This window comes from Streptomyces sannanensis (assembly GCF_039536205.1).
Classification (GTDB): Bacteria; Actinomycetota; Actinomycetes; order Streptomycetales; family Streptomycetaceae; genus Streptomyces; species Streptomyces sannanensis.
Map to the genome: position 1 here is coordinate 6,015,051 of NZ_BAAAYL010000001.1, position 17,236 is coordinate 6,032,286.

Here is a 17,236-nt window from a genome sequence, read left to right on the forward strand (position 1 = left end):
CTTCCATGGCCTTGTTGCCGACCCGTTCCGCAGACAGCACGACCCGAGCCGCGGCTCTTCGTGAGGCGCTGGCCTCACGAGTCGTCGTCGCCGACGGCGCGATGGGCACCATGCTCCAGGCGCAGGACCCCTCTCTGGAGGACTTCCAGCAGCTCGAGGGTTGCAACGAGGTCCTGAACGTCACCCGCCCCGACATCGTCCGCTCCGTCCACGAGGCCTACTACTCGGTGGGCGTCGACTGCGTGGAGACCAACACCTTCGGAGCGAACCTCGCGGCGCTGGGCGAGTACGACATCGCGCACCGCATCGTCGAGCTGTCGGAAGCCGGCGCCCGGATCGCCCGTGAGACCGCGGACGGCTTCACGGCGAAGGACGGCCGCGCCCGCTGGGTGCTCGGCTCGATGGGCCCCGGCACCAAGCTGCCGACCCTGGGACACGCCCCGTACGCCGCCCTGCGCGACGCGTACCAGCAGAACGCCGAGGGCCTGATCTCCGGCGGCGCGGACGCGCTGCTGGTGGAGACCACCCAGGACCTCCTCCAGACCAAGGCCGCCGTGCTCGGCGCCCGGCGCGCCCTGCACGTGGCCGGCCTCGACCTCCCGCTGATTGTTTCCGTCACCGTGGAGACGACCGGCACGATGCTGCTCGGCTCGGAGATCGGCGCCGCACTGACGGCCCTGGAGCCGCTGGGCGTCGACATGATCGGTCTGAACTGTGCCACCGGCCCCGCCGAGATGAGCGAGCACCTGCGCTACCTCGCCAGGAACTCCCGTATCCGGCTGTCCTGCATGCCGAACGCCGGTCTGCCGGTTCTCGGCAAGGACGGCGCGCACTACCCTCTGACGGCGGCCGAGCTGGCCGACGCCCAGGAGAACTTCGTCCGCGAGTACGGTCTCTCCCTGGTCGGCGGCTGCTGCGGTACGACACCGGAGCACCTGCGTCAGGTCGTCGAGCGGGTCCGCGACCTGACGCCGGCCGAGCGCGAGCCGCGCCCCGAGCCGGGCGCCGCCTCCCTCTACCAGATGGTGCCGTTCCGCCAGGAAACGTCATACCTCGCCATCGGCGAGCGCACGAACGCCAACGGTTCCAAGAAGTTCCGCGAGGCCATGCTGGAAGGCCGCTGGGACGACTGCGTGGAGATGGCCCGGGACCAGATCCGCGAGGGCGCGCACATGCTGGACCTGTGCATCGACTACGTCGGCAGGGACGGGGTGGCGGACATGGAGGAGCTGGCGGGCCGCTTCGCCACCGCCTCCACTCTTCCCATCGTCCTGGACAGCACCGAGCCGGCGGTGCTGCGGGCAGGCCTGGAGAAGCTGGGCGGCCGTGCCGTCATCAACTCGGTCAACTACGAGGACGGCGACGGCCCCGAGTCGCGCTTTGCGAAGGTCACCCGGCTGGCGGTGGAGCACGGCGCCGCCCTCATCGCGCTGACCATCGACGAGAACGGCCAGGCCCGTACCGCGGAGGACAAGGTCGCCATCGCCGAGCGGCTGATCGCGGACCTGACCGGGAACTGGGGGGTGCGCGAGTCGGACATACTCATCGACTGCCTCACCTTCACCATCTGCACCGGGCAGGAGGAGTCCCGCAAGGACGGCATCGCCACCATCGAGGCGATCCGTGAGCTCAAGCGCCGCCACCCGGACGTCCAGACCACCCTCGGCCTGTCCAACATCTCCTTCGGCCTGAACCCGGCCGCGCGGATCGTGCTGAACTCCGTCTTCCTCGACGAGTGCGTCAAGGCGGGCCTGGACTCGGCGATCGTCCACGCGTCGAAGATCCTGCCGATCGCCCGTCTGGACGAGGAACAGGTCAGGACCGCCCTCGACCTGATCCACGACCGGCGCACCGAGGGCTACGACCCGCTGCAGAAGCTCCTCGAGCTCTTCGAGGGCGTGGACACCAAGTCCATGAAGGCCGGCAAGGCCCGGGAGCTGCTCGCCCTCCCACTGGAGGAGCGGCTCAAGCGCCGCATCATCGACGGCGAGAAGAACGGACTGGAGGCCGACCTCGAAGAGGCCCTGACGACCCGTCCCGCGCTGGACATCGTCAACGAGACGCTGCTGGACGGCATGAAGGTGGTCGGTGACCTCTTCGGCTCCGGGCAGATGCAGCTGCCGTTCGTGCTCCAGTCCGCCGAGGTCATGAAGTCCGCCGTGGCCCACCTGGAGCCGCACATGGAGAAGTCCGGCGCTGAGGGCAAGGGCACCATCGTGCTCGCCACCGTGCGCGGCGACGTTCACGACATCGGCAAGAACCTCGTCGACATCATCCTGTCCAACAACGGCTACAACGTCGTCAACCTCGGCATCAAGCAGCCCGTCTCGGCGATCCTGGACGCCGCCGAGGAGCACGACGCCGACGTCATCGGCATGTCCGGCCTCCTGGTCAAGTCCACCGTGATCATGAAGGAGAACCTGGAGGAGCTCAACCAGCGCAAGCTGGCCGCCCGGTACCCGGTCATCCTCGGTGGAGCGGCCCTCACCCGCGCCTACGTCGAGCAGGACCTGCACGAGATCTACGAGGGCGAAGTCCGCTACGCCCGCGACGCTTTCGAGGGCCTGCGCCTGATGGACGCCCTGATCGCGGTCAAGCGCGGAGTCCCCGGCGCCACCCTGCCCGAACTCAAGCAGCGCAGGGTCAGGGCCACCGCCACCTCCGTGGCCGAGACTGCGACGTCAGCGGCTGGCGCCGCGGGCCCCGAGGAGGGTGCGGTCCGGTCCGACGTGGCCACCGACAACCGTGTCCCGGAGCCGCCCTTCTGGGGCACTCGGGTGGTCAAGGGCATCCAGCTCAAGGAGTACGCCTCCTGGCTGGACGAGGGCGCCCTGTTCAAGGGCCAGTGGGGCCTCAAGCAGGCCCGTACCGGTGAAGGCCCCTCGTACGAGGAGCTCGTCGAGACCGAGGGCCGGCCGCGGCTGCGCGGCTGGCTGGAGCAGCTGCACACCAGGAGCATGCTGGAAGCCGCCGTCGTGTACGGCTACTTCCCGTGTGTGTCCAAGGGCGACGACCTGATCATCCTGGACGACCGGGGCAACGAGCGCACCCGTTTCACCTTCCCCCGCCAGCGGCGCGGCCGCCGGCTGTGCCTGGCGGACTTCTTCCGCCCGGACGAGTCGGGCGAGACCGATGTCGTCGGTCTGCAGGTCGTCACGGTCGGCTCGAGGATCGGTGAGGCGACCGCCGAGCTGTTCGAGGCCAACGCCTACCGCGACTACCTCGAACTCCACGGCCTGTCCGTGCAGTTGGCCGAGGCCCTCGCGGAGCACTGGCACGCGCGGGTGCGCGCCGAGCTCGGCTTCGCCACCGAGGACCCGGCGGACGTCGAGGATATGTTCGCGCTCAAGTACCGCGGTGCCCGCTTCTCGCTCGGCTACGGCGCCTGCCCCGATCTGGAGGACCGGGCCAAGATCGCCGAGCTGCTCCGGCCGGAGCGGATCGGGGTCGTGCTGTCCGAGGAGTACCAGCTCCACCCGGAGCAGTCCACCGACGCCATCGTGATCCACCACCCCGAGGCGAAGTACTTCAACGCGCGCTGAGCCGCGCACACAGGACCGGCACGACGTACACTTGTCGGTCCCATACAGGCCGGTCGCCCATGGCGGCCGGCCTGTGCGTCCCCCATGGAGGTGTGCCCGGATGACCAGCACGGTCCCCGCGTCCTCGGCCCGTACCAGCGAGGGTTCGGCCCTGCAGGCCGTCTTCCTCGACATGGACGGCACTCTCGTGGACACCGAGGGATTCTGGTGGGACGTGGAGAGGGAGATCTTCGCCGGCCTCGGGCACAGCCTCGACGAGGCATGGCGGGACGTCGTGGTCGGCGGACCCATGACGCGCAGCGCCGGCTATCTCATCGAGGCCACGGGCGCGGACATCACCCTTGCCGAGCTCACGGTCCTGCTCAACGAGCGCTTCGAGGAGCGGATCGGGGGCGGAGTGCAGCTGATGCCGGGTGCCGAGCGGCTGCTCGCCGAACTGGCCCGCCACAATGTGCCCACCGCCCTGGTCTCGGCCTCCCATCGGCGCATCATCGACCGGGTGCTGCACGCGCTGGGGCGGGACAACTTCCGGCTGACCGTCGCCGGTGACGAGGTGGCGCGTACGAAGCCGCATCCCGACCCGTATCTGCTCGCGGCCCAGGGTCTGGGCGCGGACCCCACCCGCTGCGTGGTGATCGAGGACACGGCGACCGGCGTGGCGGCCGCCGAAGGGGCGGGCTGCCGGGTGGTCGCCGTGCCGTCCGTGGCCCCCATCGCACCGGCGCTCGGCCGGGTGGTCGTGCAATCGCTGGAAGAAGTCGACCTGCCATTTCTCAGAACTCTCATCACCGGGATGAACTGAAGATTTCACGCAGAGTGCACCCCCGAACAGGAAGCAACGCTCGGCGTCCGGCCATGCATTTTCCGTAACCGCCTCCGCGCGTGACGTTGGTCACCCGGAGGTCGACGGCGCCCGGGCGGCGCCGTGGCCGAACCTCGTCCGATGGCCGGATTCGAGCGTCCTTGTGTCCCGATTGGTGGGGGGCTGTACGAATCATTCCCGTGCATCGGTATCCGCACTGCGGAATTTGTGGACGCTTGTGATTACCGCTCAAGTAGGGCCAGTTCCAGTTCGAGTGGCGCCTCCCACTAATGTCTTCGCCGGAACTCCGCCGTACATCACCTGGACCCGGCCCCATCGAGTCGCCGGGCTCTTAGGCCCGATCGCTCTGTACCGGCCCGATCGCACGCCCCATCCGGGCTGCCGCGGCGGAGTCTCGCATGCCGCCGTATCTCAGGCCGGACTAGGAGAACCACCAGGATGAAGCGCAAGACTCTGGCGCTGCCGGCCCTCATCGGGCTTCTCGCCCCCACGCTCGCCGCGTGCGGTTCCGATGACGAGGGGGCCATGAAGGCCATCGTCGTGGGCACCACCGACGAGTTCGAGGCCACCGAGGACGCCCCCGCCCCCTTCGACCCGGCGTACGCATACGACGCGGGTTCCTGGAACATCCTGCGCCAGACCACCCAGACGCTGATGCATCTCCCGCGCGGCGGCGGCGAGCCGGTTCCCGAGGCGGCTTCCAAGTGCGCCTTCACCGACACGGAGAACGAGAGCTACCGCTGCACCCTGCGTTCGGGGCTGAAGTTCTCCGACGGGAACGCGCTCACCGTCGCCGACGTGAAGTTCTCCATCGAGCGGGTGCTCGAGATCAAGGACGACAACGGCCCGGTCTCCCTGCTGGCCAACATCGACACCGTCGAGACCAAGGGCGACGCGGAGATCGTCTTCCACCTCAAGAAGCCGGACGCCACGTTCCCGTACAAGCTGGCCACGCCGGCCGCGAGCATCGTCGACCAGGATGTGTACAACAAGTCGAAGCTGCGCGACGGCTTCGAGGTGTCCGGGTCCGGCCCGTACACGATGACGGCCGAGGTGAAGGACAAGAAGCTCGTCAAGGCGGTCTTCACCAAGAACCCCAACTATCAGGGCGACCTGAAGCTCAACAACGAGAAGGTCGAACTGCGGTCCTTCGCCGACGCCGAGGCCATGGACACCGCCCTCACCGACGGCCGGATCGACGTGATGACCCGGACCCTGTCGCCCGACCAGATCGAGCGGATGTCCGGGAAGCCGAGCAAGGACGTCGAGCTCGTCGAAATGCCGGGCCTGGAGATCCGCTACCTCGCCTTCAACACCAAGGACCCCTCGGTGAAGGACAAGGCGGTCCGCCAGGCGATGGCCTCGGTCATCGACCGCACCGCCATCACCTCGGGCGTGTACGGGACCACCGCGGAGCCCCTCTACTCACTGATCCCGACGTCCATCGCCGGACACACCAACTCGTTCTACAACAAGTACGGTGAGCCGGACACGCAGAAGGCCGCGAAGATCCTGAGCGAGGCCGGTGTCTCGACGCCGGTGAAGCTGACGCTCCACTACACCACCGACCACTACGGTGCCGGTACGGCCAAGGAGTTCGAGACGCTCAAGAAGCAGTTGAACGATACGGGGCTCTTCGACGTCGACATCCAGGGAACCGCCTGGTCCGAGTTCCGTCCGGCCCAGAAGAAGGGCGAGTACGCCGTCTACGGCCTCGGCTGGTTCCCCGACTACCCCGACCCCGACAACTTCGTCGCGCCGTTCCTCGACGAGGACAACTTCCTCAACACCCCGTACGCGAACGAGGAGATCCGCAGCAACCTCATCCCCGAGTCGCGCCGCGCGAGCGACCGCAACCAGGCTGCCTCGTCCTTCCAGAAGGTCCAGGACATCGTGGCCGCCGATGTCCCGGTGCTGCCGCTCTGGCAGGGCAAGCAGTACGTCGCCGCACGCGCAAACATCACGGGCGTCGAATGGGCGCTCAACGCCTCATCCGACCTGCAGCTGTGGGAACTGGGCCGAGGCGTCGAATGACCCCGCAGCAAGACATCGGGTAACCGCACGGCCCCCGTCCTGTGACGGGGGCCGACTCCTTTCGAGGGCGCCGATCTCCAGCCCGTCCGGCGCTTGAGGACGGCACCCCGGCCGCCGGAGCGGGGGCGTCACCCCCCGCTCCGGCGGCCGGGGTGCCGCTCAGCGACGGCGCCTCGCGGCCCGCTCACGCAGGGGGCCGCTCACTGACCGCCCGGCCGCACCAAACCGCTCTCGTACGCGTACACCGCGGCCTGCACCCGGTCCCGCAGCCCCAGCTTCGTCAGCACATGGCCCACATGCGTCTTGACCGTCGTCTCACTGACGAACAGATCCGCGGCGATCTCCGCGTTGGACAGTCCCCGCGCGACCAGCTTGAGGACCTCGACCTCACGCTCCGTCAGCGTCTGCAGGGTGTCCGGCACCGGCTCCTCGCCGGACGGCAGATGATCCGCGTACTTGTCGAGCAGCCGACGCGTGATGCTCGGCGCCAGCATCGCCTCGCCCGCGGCGACCACGCGGATCGCCTGGATCAGCTCATGGGCCGGCGCGTCCTTCAGCAGGAAGCCGCTCGCCCCCGCCTTCAGCGCCTCGACGACATACTCGTCGAGGTCGAACGTGGTCAGCACCAGCACCTTCGCCGGGCCGTCCCGTCCCGGACCGGTGATCTGCCGGGTCGCCTCGACACCGTCCATCCGGGGCATCCGGATGTCCATCAGCACCACATCGGGCTGAAGCGCCCGCACCTGATCGAGGGCCTGCAGGCCGTCCCCGGCCTCTCCGACCACCGCGATGTCCTGTTCGGCCTCCAGGATCATCCGGAAGCCGGTGCGCAGCAGCGGCTGGTCGTCGACCAATAGGACGCGGATCGCCACGGGATCTCCTCCGATTTGCTTGACCGGCCCCATTCTGCCCTGACGCCGCGATCACGACTCCGCCGGGCGTACCGGCATCGGCCGCACCGCCCCGAGGACGACCCCCGGACCCCCGGCAGAACTGCCGAGGGAGCCCTCACTTGCCGGGCGCAGCGGCAGCGCCTGTGCCGATCCGGGGGACGCCCCCCCGGCCCACCCGGCAGAGCCGCCGAGGGCGTCCTCACCCGGCAGAGCCGCCGGGGGCGTCCTCACCCGCCGGGCGCAGCGGCAGCGGGTAGTCCGGCGGTGTGCCGCCGAATTCAGGACACACCGCCTGGTGATCGCACCATCCGCACAGTTTGCTCGGCCTCGGCCGCCAGTCACCCGTCTCGGTCGCCAGCATGATCGCCTCCCACAGGGCCAGCAGCTTGCGCTCCACACGCTCCAGATCCGCCGGCACCGGGTCGTACGTCAGCACATCACCACTGCCCAGATACACCAGCTGAAGCCGGCGCGGCACGACACCCTTCAGCCGCCAGACCACCAGCGCGTAGAACTTCATCTGGAACAGCGCGCCCTCGGCGTACTCCGGACGGGGAGCCTTGCCGGTCTTGTAGTCGACGATCCGCACCTCACCGGTGGACGCCACATCCACCCGGTCGATGATCCCGCGCAGCCGCAGGCCCGACTCCAGCTCCGCCTCGACGAAGAACTCCCGCTCCACCGGCTCGAGCCGAGTCGGGTCCTCCAGGGTGAACCACCGCTCGACCAGCGCCTCCGCCTCCGCCAGCCAGAGGGCCAGCCGCTCGCCGTCCGGATCCTCCGCGAACAGCTCCGTGAGCTCCGGCTTCGACTTCCGCAGCCGGTCCCACTGCCCGGGCACCAGCGCCCGGGCGCGCGGCGCCGTACGCTCGGCCGCAGGGGCGTCGAAGAGCCGCTCGAGCACCGCGTGCACCAGGGTGCCGCGAGTCGCCGCCTCGCTCGGCTTCTCGGGCAGCCGGTCGATCACCCGGAACCGGTACAGCAGCGGGCACTGCATGAAGTCGCTCGCCCGCGACGGGGACAGCGACGAAGGCGTCGCGCTCGTACTCATGACACAGACCCTACGGCCCGCCACTGACAGTGGTCCGCATACCATCGACGCAGGCCCCTCCGCATTGCATGATCGGGCAGGGGACATTTCCGAAAGAAGGGACACCGTGGACGAGAGCGGCGACAGCGGAAGGCCGCAGCCCGGCGCACCCGGAACAGGCCCGGGCGGCGCACCCGGCGACGGCAGGCCACCCCGCCGACCGGAGCCCGGAGGCGGCCTGCTCATGGGTCGCCCGTTCGGCGTACCCGTCTATGTCTCGCCCAGCTGGTTCCTGGTGGCCGCCCTCATCACCTGGGTGTTCGGCGGCCAGCTCGACCGGGTGCTGCCCGAACTCGGCATCGCCCGCTATCTGGTCTCCCTCTTCTTCGCGGTCGCTTTCTATGCCTCCGTTCTCGTCCACGAACTCGCGCACACCGTCGTGGCCCTGCGCTTCAAACTTCCCGTCCGCCGGATCCAGCTCCAGTTCTTCGGCGGCGTCTCGGAAATCGAGAAGGAAGCGGAGACCCCCGGACGCGAATTCATGCTCGCCTTCGTCGGCCCGCTCCTCTCGCTGCTCCTCGGCGGGATCTTCTACCTCGGCATGCAGGCCGTCGAACCGGGAACCGTCCCCGGTGTCCTCCTCGCCGGCCTGATGATCTCCAACATGATCGTGGCCGCCTTCAATCTGCTGCCCGGCCTCCCGCTGGACGGCGGCCGGATGCTCCGCGCCGTCGTGTGGAAGATCACCGGAAAGCCGATGAGCGGCACCATCGCCGCCGCCTGGGTCGGCCGCGCGCTCGCCGTCACCGTACTGATCGGCCTGCCGATGCTCACCCGTACCGGTGCGCTCGGCAACACCCCTCAGAACGTGGGCGGCATGGACACCGTGATGGATGCCCTGCTCGCCGCCATCCTCGCCGCGATCATCTGGACCGGCGCCGGAAACAGCCTGCGCGTGGCACGACTCCGTGAACACCTCCCCGAACTGCGCGCCCGCACACTCACCCGGCGCGCCGTGCCCGTCGAAGCCGCCACCCCCCTCTCCGAAGCACTCCGCCGCGCCAACGAAGCAGGCGCCCGCGCCCTCGTCGTCGTCGACGGCCACGGCGCCCCCATCGCCCTCGTCCGCGAGGCCGCCATCGCAGGCGTCCCCGAACACCGGCGCCCCTGGGTCGCGGTCAGCACCCTGGCCCAGGACCTCACCGACGGCATGAAGGTCTCCGCCGAACTCGTCGGTGAAGAACTGCTCGACATGATGCGGGCCACCCCCGCCACCGAGTACCTGGTCGTCGAGGACACCGGCGAGATCTACGGGGTCCTCTCCGCCGCCGACGTCGAGCGGGCCTTCGTCAAGGCCATGGCACGACCCCGGTCCTGAACCCCATACACTGGTCACATGTCCGAACCGACCGGTGCCGCCCGCCGTCGCGGGCCCTTCAAGGTCGGGGACCAGGTCCAGCTCACCGACCCCAAGGGACGCCACTACACGTTCACGCTCGAGGCCGGGAAGAACTTCCACACCCACAAGGGTTCCTTCCCCCACGACGAGCTGATCGGCGCTCCCGAGGGCAGTGTTGTCCGTACCACGGGGAACGTCGCCTACCTCGCGCTGCGCCCCCTGCTCCCCGACTACGTCCTGTCCATGCCCCGCGGCGCCGCCGTGGTCTACCCCAAGGACGCGGGGCAGATCCTGGCCTTCGCCGACATCTTCCCCGGCGCCCGCGTCGTCGAGGCAGGAGTGGGGTCGGGCTCGCTCAGCAGCTTCCTGCTCCGCGCCATCGGCGACCAGGGCATGCTGCACTCGTACGAGCGCCGCGAGGACTTCGCCGAGATCGCCAAGCAGAACGTGGAACGCTACTTCGGCGGCCCCCACCCGGCCTGGCAGCTCACCGTCGGCGACCTCCAGGACAACCTGTCCGACACCGAGGTCGACCGTGTGATCCTCGACATGCTCGCCCCCTGGGAGTGCATCGAGGCCGTCTCCAAGGCACTGGTCCCCGGCGGCATCCTCTGCTGCTACGTGGCCACCACCACCCAGCTCGCCCGCACGGTCGAGACCATCCGGGAACACGGCACGTTCAACGAGCCGGCCGCCTGGGAGTCGATGATCCGCAACTGGCACGTGGAAGGCCTGGCGGTCCGCCCCGACCATCGGATGATCGGCCACACCGGCTTCCTCGTCACCGCCCGCCGCCTCGCCGACGGCGTGGAGCCCCCGCTGCGCCGCCGTCGTCCGGCCAAGGGCGCCTACGGCGAGGACTACGAAGGCCCGAACAAGGCCTGAATCGACAAACCACCGGCGCCGCCACCGAGTTCTCCGTCGTCCACGGGAACTCGGCGGCGGCGCCTCTGCGTTGGCCGCCACACACCGAGCACAGCCGGACCCCGGCGTTCCGACCCGCTGTGATCGTGTGGCACGATGCTGGCCACCCCCACCGGCACCGCCCTCACAGGAGACATCCCGCGTGCAGACGCAGACCTCCGACGCCCCGGACCTCGCACACACCCACGCCCGCCCGGTGCACTGGCTGACCACCGCCACCGTGATGGCCGCGGTCATCGCCGGGGCAGGTCTGCTGCAGCCCGGCCACGCCACGGCGACGACCCCGGCACCCCACGCGGCCCCGGCCCCCGACCCCGCCGCGGCGGCCTTCCCCCTGGAGTGCGCGGGAGCCGGCACCACCGTCTACAAGCAGGCGGCCGGCGACCTCGACGGCGACGGCAACCCGGAGACGGTCGCCGCGGTGCGCTGCGCGTCCGGCTCGGGAACGCCGCCGAGCGGGGTGTACGTACTCACCCGGGGGGCACGGGTCGTGGCAACCCTGGTGAGCCCGGACGAAGCACTCAGCGTCGCCGACATCGAGGTACGCGACGGGGTGGTCTCGGGGAACCTGCTCGGCTACTCCTCGAAGGACGTGCCCCGCTGCTGCCCGGACCAGCAGCGGCAGGTCAATTGGCGGTGGGCCGACGGGAAGTTCGTACGGGACGGCGGGAGCGGGACGCCCGCGGCGGAGAGTGTGTGATCCGTCACTCCGCGTCGGGCCCGTAGACCTCGACCCCGTCCGAAAGGCGACGTACGTGGATGCAGTCGCCCGGGCACTCCTTGACCGAGTCGATGACGTCGGTCAGCAGTGGCAGGGGGACGGGCGTTGTGGCGCCCGGCTCCTGGAGCAGCTCGTCGTCGGCACTCTTCACATAGGCCAGTCCGTCGATGTCCAGCTCGAAGACCTCGGGCGCGTACTGGGCGCAGATGCCGTCGCCGGTGCAGAGGTCCTGGTCGATCCAGACCTCCAGGGCCTGGTTGCCGGCCTCGGTGGGAGCCTCCTGCTGCACGGTCATTTCTCCTGCCGTTTTCCTGCGCTGCTGAACCAATTGGAGCCACCCCTGACGGGTGTTGAACGCTCCGACGATACAACCGCCCGCTTTCCGATGTTGATGGGTGGGTATTCCCCAGGCGTGAGGGAGTACGCAAGGGTGAAGATCGGACACACTCCTACCGTCTTTGTGATCTAGGGGTTTCAATCGTCACCCACCCAGGTAGGGTCAGGAAGCGTCCAGCTCCCCTTGGAGGAGGTGAGGACCGTGGCAGCCCACGACGACGACATCAACCGCGGCATCCGGCCGGGTCGGGGGTCCGATGACCCTGCCGGTCAGATTGCCTATCTCGAGCAGGAGATCGCCGTCCTGCGACGCAAGCTCGCCGACTCTCCGCGTCATACGAGGATTCTCGAGGAGCGGATCGTCGAGCTGCAGACCAACCTGGCCGGCGTGTCCGCTCAGAACGAGCGACTCGCCAATACGCTCCGCGAGGCCCGGGACCAGATCGTGGCCCTCAAGGAAGAGGTCGACCGGCTCGCACAGCCACCGGCCGGCTTCGGCGTGTTCCTTCAGGCGAACGAGGACGGCACCGCCGACATCTTCACCGGGGGCCGCAAGCTCCGGGTGAACGTCAGCCCGGCCATCGAGCTCGACGAGCTCCGGCGCGGCCAGGAAGTCATGCTCAACGAAGCGCTCAACGTGGTCGAGGCCATGGAGTTCGAGCGCACCGGGGACATCGTCACCCTCAAGGAGATCCTCGAGGACGGCGAGCGCGCCCTGGTGATCGGGCACACGGACGAGGAACGGGTGGTGCGGCTCGCCGAGCCGCTGCTGGACGCCACCATCCGCCCCGGCGACGCCCTGCTGCTGGAACCCAGGTCCGGCTACGTCTACGAAGTGATCCCGAAGAGCGAGGTCGAGGAACTCGTCCTCGAAGAGGTCCCGGACGTCGACTACTCCAAGATCGGCGGCCTGGGCACCCAGATCGAGCAGATCCGCGACGCGGTCGAGCTCCCCTACCTCTACCCCGACCTCTTCAAGGAGCACGAACTGCGGCCGCCGAAGGGCATCCTGCTCTACGGCCCGCCCGGCTGCGGCAAGACGCTGATCGCGAAGGCCGTCGCCAACTCCCTTGCCAAGAAGGTCGCCGAGGTGACCGGGCAGCCCGCCGGCAAGAGCTACTTCCTGAACATCAAGGGCCCCGAGCTTCTCAACAAGTACGTCGGCGAGACCGAGCGGCACATCCGCCTGGTCTTCCAGCGTGCCCGCGAGAAGGCGGGCGAGGGCACCCCCGTCATCGTCTTCTTCGACGAGATGGAATCCCTCTTCCGCACCCGTGGCTCCGGCGTCAGCTCGGACGTGGAGAACACCATCGTCCCCCAGCTGCTCGCCGAGATCGACGGAGTGGAGGGCCTCGAGAACGTCATCGTCATCGGCGCCTCCAACCGCGAAGACATGATCGACCCCGCCATCCTGCGGCCGGGCCGGCTCGATGTGAAGATCAAGATCGAGCGGCCGGACGCCGAGGCGGCCCGGGACATCTTCGCGAAGTACCTCACCCCGACCCTGCCGCTGCACACGGACGACCTCTCCGAGCACAACGGCAGCGCCGACGCCACGATCGAAGGCATGATCCAGGCGGTCGTGGAGCAGATGTACGCCGAAACCGAGGAAAACCGCTTCCTCGAGGTCACGTACGCCAACGGCGACAAGGAAGTCCTCTACTTCAAGGACTTCAATTCCGGCGCGATGATCCAGAACATCGTCGACCGGGCCAAGAAGATGGCCATCAAGGCCTTCCTCGACCAGAACCAAAAGGGCCTCAGGGTCTCCCACCTGCTCGCCGCATGCATCGACGAGTTCAAGGAGAACGAGGACCTGCCGAACACCACCAACCCCGACGACTGGGCCCGGATCTCCGGAAAGAAGGGCGAGCGGATCGTCTACATCCGCACCCTCGTCACCGGAAAGCAGGGCGCGGACACCGGACGCTCCATCGACACGGTGGCAAACACAGGCCAGTACCTGTAAAAGCGCGGACCGGCTGCGGATGCCCGGCAGGGGTATCCGCAGCCGGCTGCTTTCCACGGGACCGGTGACTCCACGTGACAACTGCAGAGCAATGATGGAATTGATCTCCCCACCGGCGCAGAGGCGTTCTAGGCTCTTCGGTACCGCCGTGTCGCGCAGTGCGGGGACGGGCACCGCACACGCACCGGAGCACCGGCGTACTTGAGCGCCGCCCCCGGCCGGGGGCGCCGCCGGGCAAGGAGGGCCGCATGACCGTACGGCGAGTAATGGGCATCGAGACGGAGTACGGAATCTCCGTCCCCGGCCACCCGAACGCCAATGCCATGCTCACCTCGTCCCAGATCGTCAACGCCTACGCGGCGGCGATGCACCGGGCGCGCCGCGCCCGCTGGGACTTCGAGGAGGAGAATCCGCTGCGCGACGCCCGGGGCTTCGACCTGGCCCGGGAAGCGGCGGACTCCAGCCAGCTCACGGACGAGGACATCGGCCTGGCCAATGTCATCCTCACCAACGGCGCGCGGCTCTACGTCGACCACGCGCACCCCGAGTACAGCGCACCGGAAGTGACCAACCCGAGGGACGCCGTCCTCTGGGACAAGGCCGGCGAGCGGATCATGGCGGAGGCCGCCGAGCGAGCGGCCCAGCTCCCCGGAGCCCAGCCGATCCACCTCTACAAGAACAACACCGACAACAAGGGCGCCTCCTACGGCACGCACGAGAACTACCTGATGAAGCGGGAGACCCCCTTCTCGGACATCGTGCGCCACCTCACGCCCTTCTTCGTGACCCGCCAGGTCTTCGCCGGCGCGGGCCGGGTGGGCATCGGCCAGGACGGCCACGAGCACGGCTTCCAGATCAGCCAGCGAGCCGACTACTTCGAGGTCGAGGTAGGCCTCGAGACCACCCTCAAACGGCCCATCATCAACACCCGGGACGAGCCCCACGCGGACGCCGAGAAGTACCGCAGGCTCCATGTGATCATCGGCGACGCGAACCTCTCCGAGATCTCCACCTACCTCAAGCTGGGCACCACCGCCCTGGTCCTTTCCATGATCGAGGACAACTTCATCAACGTAGACCTGGCCGTGGACCAGCCGGTGCGCACCCTGCACCAGATCTCCCACGACCCGACGCTGAAGCGCGTGGTCACACTGCGCAGCGGCAGGACACTCACCGCGGTGCAGCTCCAGATGGAGTACTTCGAGCTCGCCCGCAAGTACGTCGAGGAGCGCTTCGGGGACGACGCCGACGAGCAGACCAAGGACGTCCTCGGACGCTGGGAGGACGTCCTGGGCCGGCTGGAGAGCGACCCGATGAGCCTGTCCGGGGAACTGGACTGGATCGCCAAGCGCGAAATCCTCGAGGGCTACCGGCGCCGCGACGGCCTCGACTGGGAATCCGCCAGGCTCCACCTGGTCGACCTCCAGTACGCCGACGTACGGGCCGAGAAGGGCCTCTACAACCGTCTGGTGGCCCGCGGCAAGATGAAGCGCCTGCTGGACGAGCCCGACGTCGAGCGGGCCGAGACCAAGCCCCCGGAGGACACCCGGGCGTACTTCCGCGGCCGCTGCCTGGAGCAGTACGCGGACGACGTCGCCGCGGCCTCCTGGGACTCGGTGATCTTCGACCTGCCGGGCCGGGACTCCCTCCAGCGCGTCCCCACGCTGGAACCGCTTCGGGGTACACGTAACCACGTCAAGGAACTCCTGGACCGCTGCCGCACGGCCGAGGATCTGGTGCGAGTGCTGTCGGGCGGCTGACGGGGGCTGAAACGGCCGCCGTCTGGGAATCATCCGGTAGACCCCCGGACGTTGCAGAAAGTGCGGGGCCGATGTCGGACCCTGCTTGTAGGGTCTGATCTTGAGAGTCACATCGAGCGGCACAAACCGAGCGGGGTGAGGGATATGGCGACCAAGGACACCGGCGGCGGACAGCAGAAGGCCACACGTTCCACCGAAGAGGTCGAGGAGCAGGCGCAGGAAGCGCAGGCCTCGGAAGACCTCAAGGAGCGCCACGAGAAGCTGTCGGACGACGTCGACTCCGTGCTGGACGAAATCGATGATGTCCTGGAGGAGAACGCCGAGGATTTCGTACGCTCGTTCGTTCAGAAGGGCGGGGAGTAACCCCGTTTTGCCTTCGATTCGAAGGTGCGGGGTGGGTGAGTGGCGGAATTCAGCGAGACGAAGCGCTGCGCGCGGTGTGGCGAGGAGAAGCCGCGCGCAGCCTTCGCCACCAAGAGGTCGAACATCGACGGTCTACAGCGAGCGTGCCGTGAATGCATGGCTGACTATCACCGCAGACGGCAGATCGCCCTGGGTAGGAAGGTCCGTCCCAAGGTGGAAGTGCCTGATGGGCACAAGTACTGCCAGCGTTGCGGTGAGGTGAAGCCGCATTCCGAGTGGCACCGGAACGCGACGGCCTCCGATGGCCTGTCGACGCGCTGCAAGGCGTGCCGCGCCATCGAAGGCCGTGCCGGGCACCTCAAGCGTCAGTACGGCATCACGGAGGCCCAGCGCGACGAGATGATCTCGTCGCAGATGGGGATCTGTACGATCTGTCTGTCCGCACCAGCAGTGCACGTGGATCACTGCCACGAGACGGGTAGGGTCCGTGGCGTACTGTGCTTCAACTGCAATTCGGCCATCGGCAAGTTGGGAGACGATCCCGACACCTTGCGTCGGGCTATCGCATATCTGGAAGGAAACTCGTGGAAGCCAACACTCGTAGCTTCGGGCGTCTACCAGCTGCCTTCCTGACGCCTGGGTCCTCGTCCTTCATGGACTTCCTGTCCGCGCACTCGCCGGAGCTGCTGCCGGGTAACCGGAAGCTGCCGGACGGGATCGTGGAGGCGCCGCACGGCACCACCATCGTGGCCGCGACGTTCCCGGGGGGCGTCGTGCTCGCGGGTGACCGTCGGGCGACGATGGGCAACATGATCGCGCAGCGAGACATCGAGAAGGTGTTCCCGGCCGACGAGTACTCCGCCGTGGGCATCGCCGGCACCGCCGGTCTCGCCGTGGAGATGGTGAAGCTCTTCCAGCTCGAGCTGGAGCACTTCGAGAAGGTCGAGGGTGAGCAGCTCTCCCTGGAGGGCAAGGCGAACCGGCTCTCCACCATGATCCGCAGCAATCTGGGCATGGCCATGCAGGGCCTGGCCGTCGTCCCGCTCTTCGCCGGCTGGGACATCGACCGCGAGAAGGGCCGGATCTTCTCGTACGACGTGACGGGTGGCCGTTCCGAGGAGCACGGCTTCGCCGCCACCGGTTCGGGTTCGATCTTCGCGCGCGGTTCGATGAAGAAGCTGTACCGCGAGGACCTGACCGAGCAGCAGGCCGCCACGCTGGTGGTGCAGGCGCTGTACGACGCTGCGGACGACGACTCGGCGACCGGCGGCCCGGATATGGCCCGCCGTATCTATCCGATCGTCACTGTGATCACCGACGAGGGCTTCCGGAAGCTGACCGAGGCGGAGTCCTCGGAGATCGCCCGCTCCATTCACGAACGGCGGCTGGAGCAGCCCGACGGCCCGCGCGCCGCGCTTCTCTGAATGTTCTCGCCACTGACA

At 68.4% G+C, this 17,236-nt stretch carries 14 protein-coding genes; 11 read left to right on the plus strand and 3 right to left on the minus strand.

Going from position 1 to position 17,236, the window contains the following annotated elements; genetic code table 11:
* The first annotated feature begins 5 nt into the window (after positions 1-5).
* The 3 genes from metH to ABD858_RS28085 all read left to right on the plus strand — a co-directional run bounded on the left by metH (position 6) and on the right by ABD858_RS28085 (position 6,399).
* Positions 6-3,542: a methionine synthase gene (gene metH, locus ABD858_RS28075; RefSeq protein ID WP_345042612.1), complete on the plus strand. Its 3,537-nt coding sequence runs from the start codon at positions 6-8 to the stop codon at positions 3,540-3,542.
* Positions 3,543-3,642: 100 nt separating this feature from the next.
* Positions 3,643-4,344: an HAD family hydrolase gene (locus ABD858_RS28080; protein WP_345042614.1), complete on the plus strand. Its 702-nt coding sequence runs from the start codon at positions 3,643-3,645 to the stop codon at positions 4,342-4,344.
* 459 nt (positions 4,345-4,803) lie between these two features.
* Entirely contained in the window at positions 4,804-6,399 is a 1,596-nt protein-coding gene (locus ABD858_RS28085) for an ABC transporter substrate-binding protein (protein ID WP_345042617.1), read from the plus strand.
* 200 nt (positions 6,400-6,599) lie between these two features.
* Here the strand turns inward: ABD858_RS28085 and ABD858_RS28090 are convergent, their stop codons facing one another.
* Both ABD858_RS28090 and ABD858_RS28095 read right to left on the minus strand, forming a co-directional pair.
* Entirely contained in the window at positions 6,600-7,271 is a 672-nt protein-coding gene (locus ABD858_RS28090) for a response regulator (protein WP_345042619.1), read from the minus strand.
* Positions 7,272-7,491: 220 nt separating this feature from the next.
* Positions 7,492-8,343 (minus strand): RecB family exonuclease, encoded by an 852-nt coding sequence (locus ABD858_RS28095; RefSeq protein WP_345042621.1) that lies wholly within the window; start codon positions 8,341-8,343, stop codon positions 7,492-7,494.
* A gap of 106 nt (positions 8,344-8,449) precedes the next feature.
* Here ABD858_RS28095 and ABD858_RS28100 point away from each other — a divergent pair, with 106 nt between their 5' ends.
* The 3 genes from ABD858_RS28100 (at position 8,450) to ABD858_RS28110 (ending at position 11,345) form a co-directional block, all read left to right on the plus strand.
* Positions 8,450-9,700, plus strand: coding sequence for a site-2 protease family protein (locus tag ABD858_RS28100; RefSeq protein WP_345042624.1), 1,251 nt, complete (start codon positions 8,450-8,452; stop codon positions 9,698-9,700).
* 18 nt (positions 9,701-9,718) lie between these two features.
* A complete protein-coding gene (locus ABD858_RS28105) occupies positions 9,719-10,606 on the plus strand; it encodes a tRNA (adenine-N1)-methyltransferase (RefSeq protein WP_345042626.1) in 888 nt (295 codons plus the stop codon).
* Positions 10,607-10,787: 181 nt separating this feature from the next.
* The gene (locus ABD858_RS28110) at positions 10,788-11,345 is read left to right on the plus strand and encodes a hypothetical protein (RefSeq protein ID WP_345042628.1); all 558 of its coding nucleotides are present in this window, start codon (positions 10,788-10,790) and stop codon (positions 11,343-11,345) included.
* A 4-nt stretch (positions 11,346-11,349) separates the two neighbouring features.
* Here ABD858_RS28110 and ABD858_RS28115 read toward each other — a convergent pair whose 3' ends face one another.
* On the minus strand, positions 11,350-11,661 hold the full coding sequence (locus tag ABD858_RS28115) for a ferredoxin (protein WP_345042631.1): 312 nt from the start codon (positions 11,659-11,661) through the stop codon (positions 11,350-11,352).
* 243 nt (positions 11,662-11,904) lie between these two features.
* Between ABD858_RS28115 and arc the strand changes: the two genes are divergently transcribed.
* The 5 genes from arc (at position 11,905) to prcB (ending at position 17,218) form a co-directional block, all read left to right on the plus strand.
* Positions 11,905-13,671 (plus strand): proteasome ATPase, encoded by a 1,767-nt coding sequence (arc, locus tag ABD858_RS28120; protein WP_345042633.1) that lies wholly within the window; start codon positions 11,905-11,907, stop codon positions 13,669-13,671.
* Between the two features lie 248 nt (positions 13,672-13,919).
* Positions 13,920-15,431: a depupylase/deamidase Dop gene (dop, locus tag ABD858_RS28125; protein ID WP_345042636.1), complete on the plus strand. Its 1,512-nt coding sequence runs from the start codon at positions 13,920-13,922 to the stop codon at positions 15,429-15,431.
* Positions 15,432-15,575: 144 nt separating this feature from the next.
* Complete coding sequence (locus ABD858_RS28130; protein WP_059248381.1) at positions 15,576-15,794, plus strand: ubiquitin-like protein Pup; 219 nt, start codon at positions 15,576-15,578, stop codon at positions 15,792-15,794.
* Between the two features lie 39 nt (positions 15,795-15,833).
* Positions 15,834-16,427 carry an endonuclease VII domain-containing protein gene (locus ABD858_RS28135; RefSeq protein ID WP_345042640.1) on the plus strand — a complete coding sequence of 198 codons (594 nt, stop codon included), beginning with the start codon at positions 15,834-15,836 and terminating at the stop codon, positions 16,425-16,427.
* Complete coding sequence (prcB, locus tag ABD858_RS28140; protein WP_345042643.1) at positions 16,379-17,218, plus strand: proteasome subunit beta; 840 nt, start codon at positions 16,379-16,381, stop codon at positions 17,216-17,218. The genes ABD858_RS28135 and prcB overlap by 49 nt, the downstream gene beginning before the upstream one ends.
* Positions 17,219-17,236 lie beyond the last annotated feature (18 nt).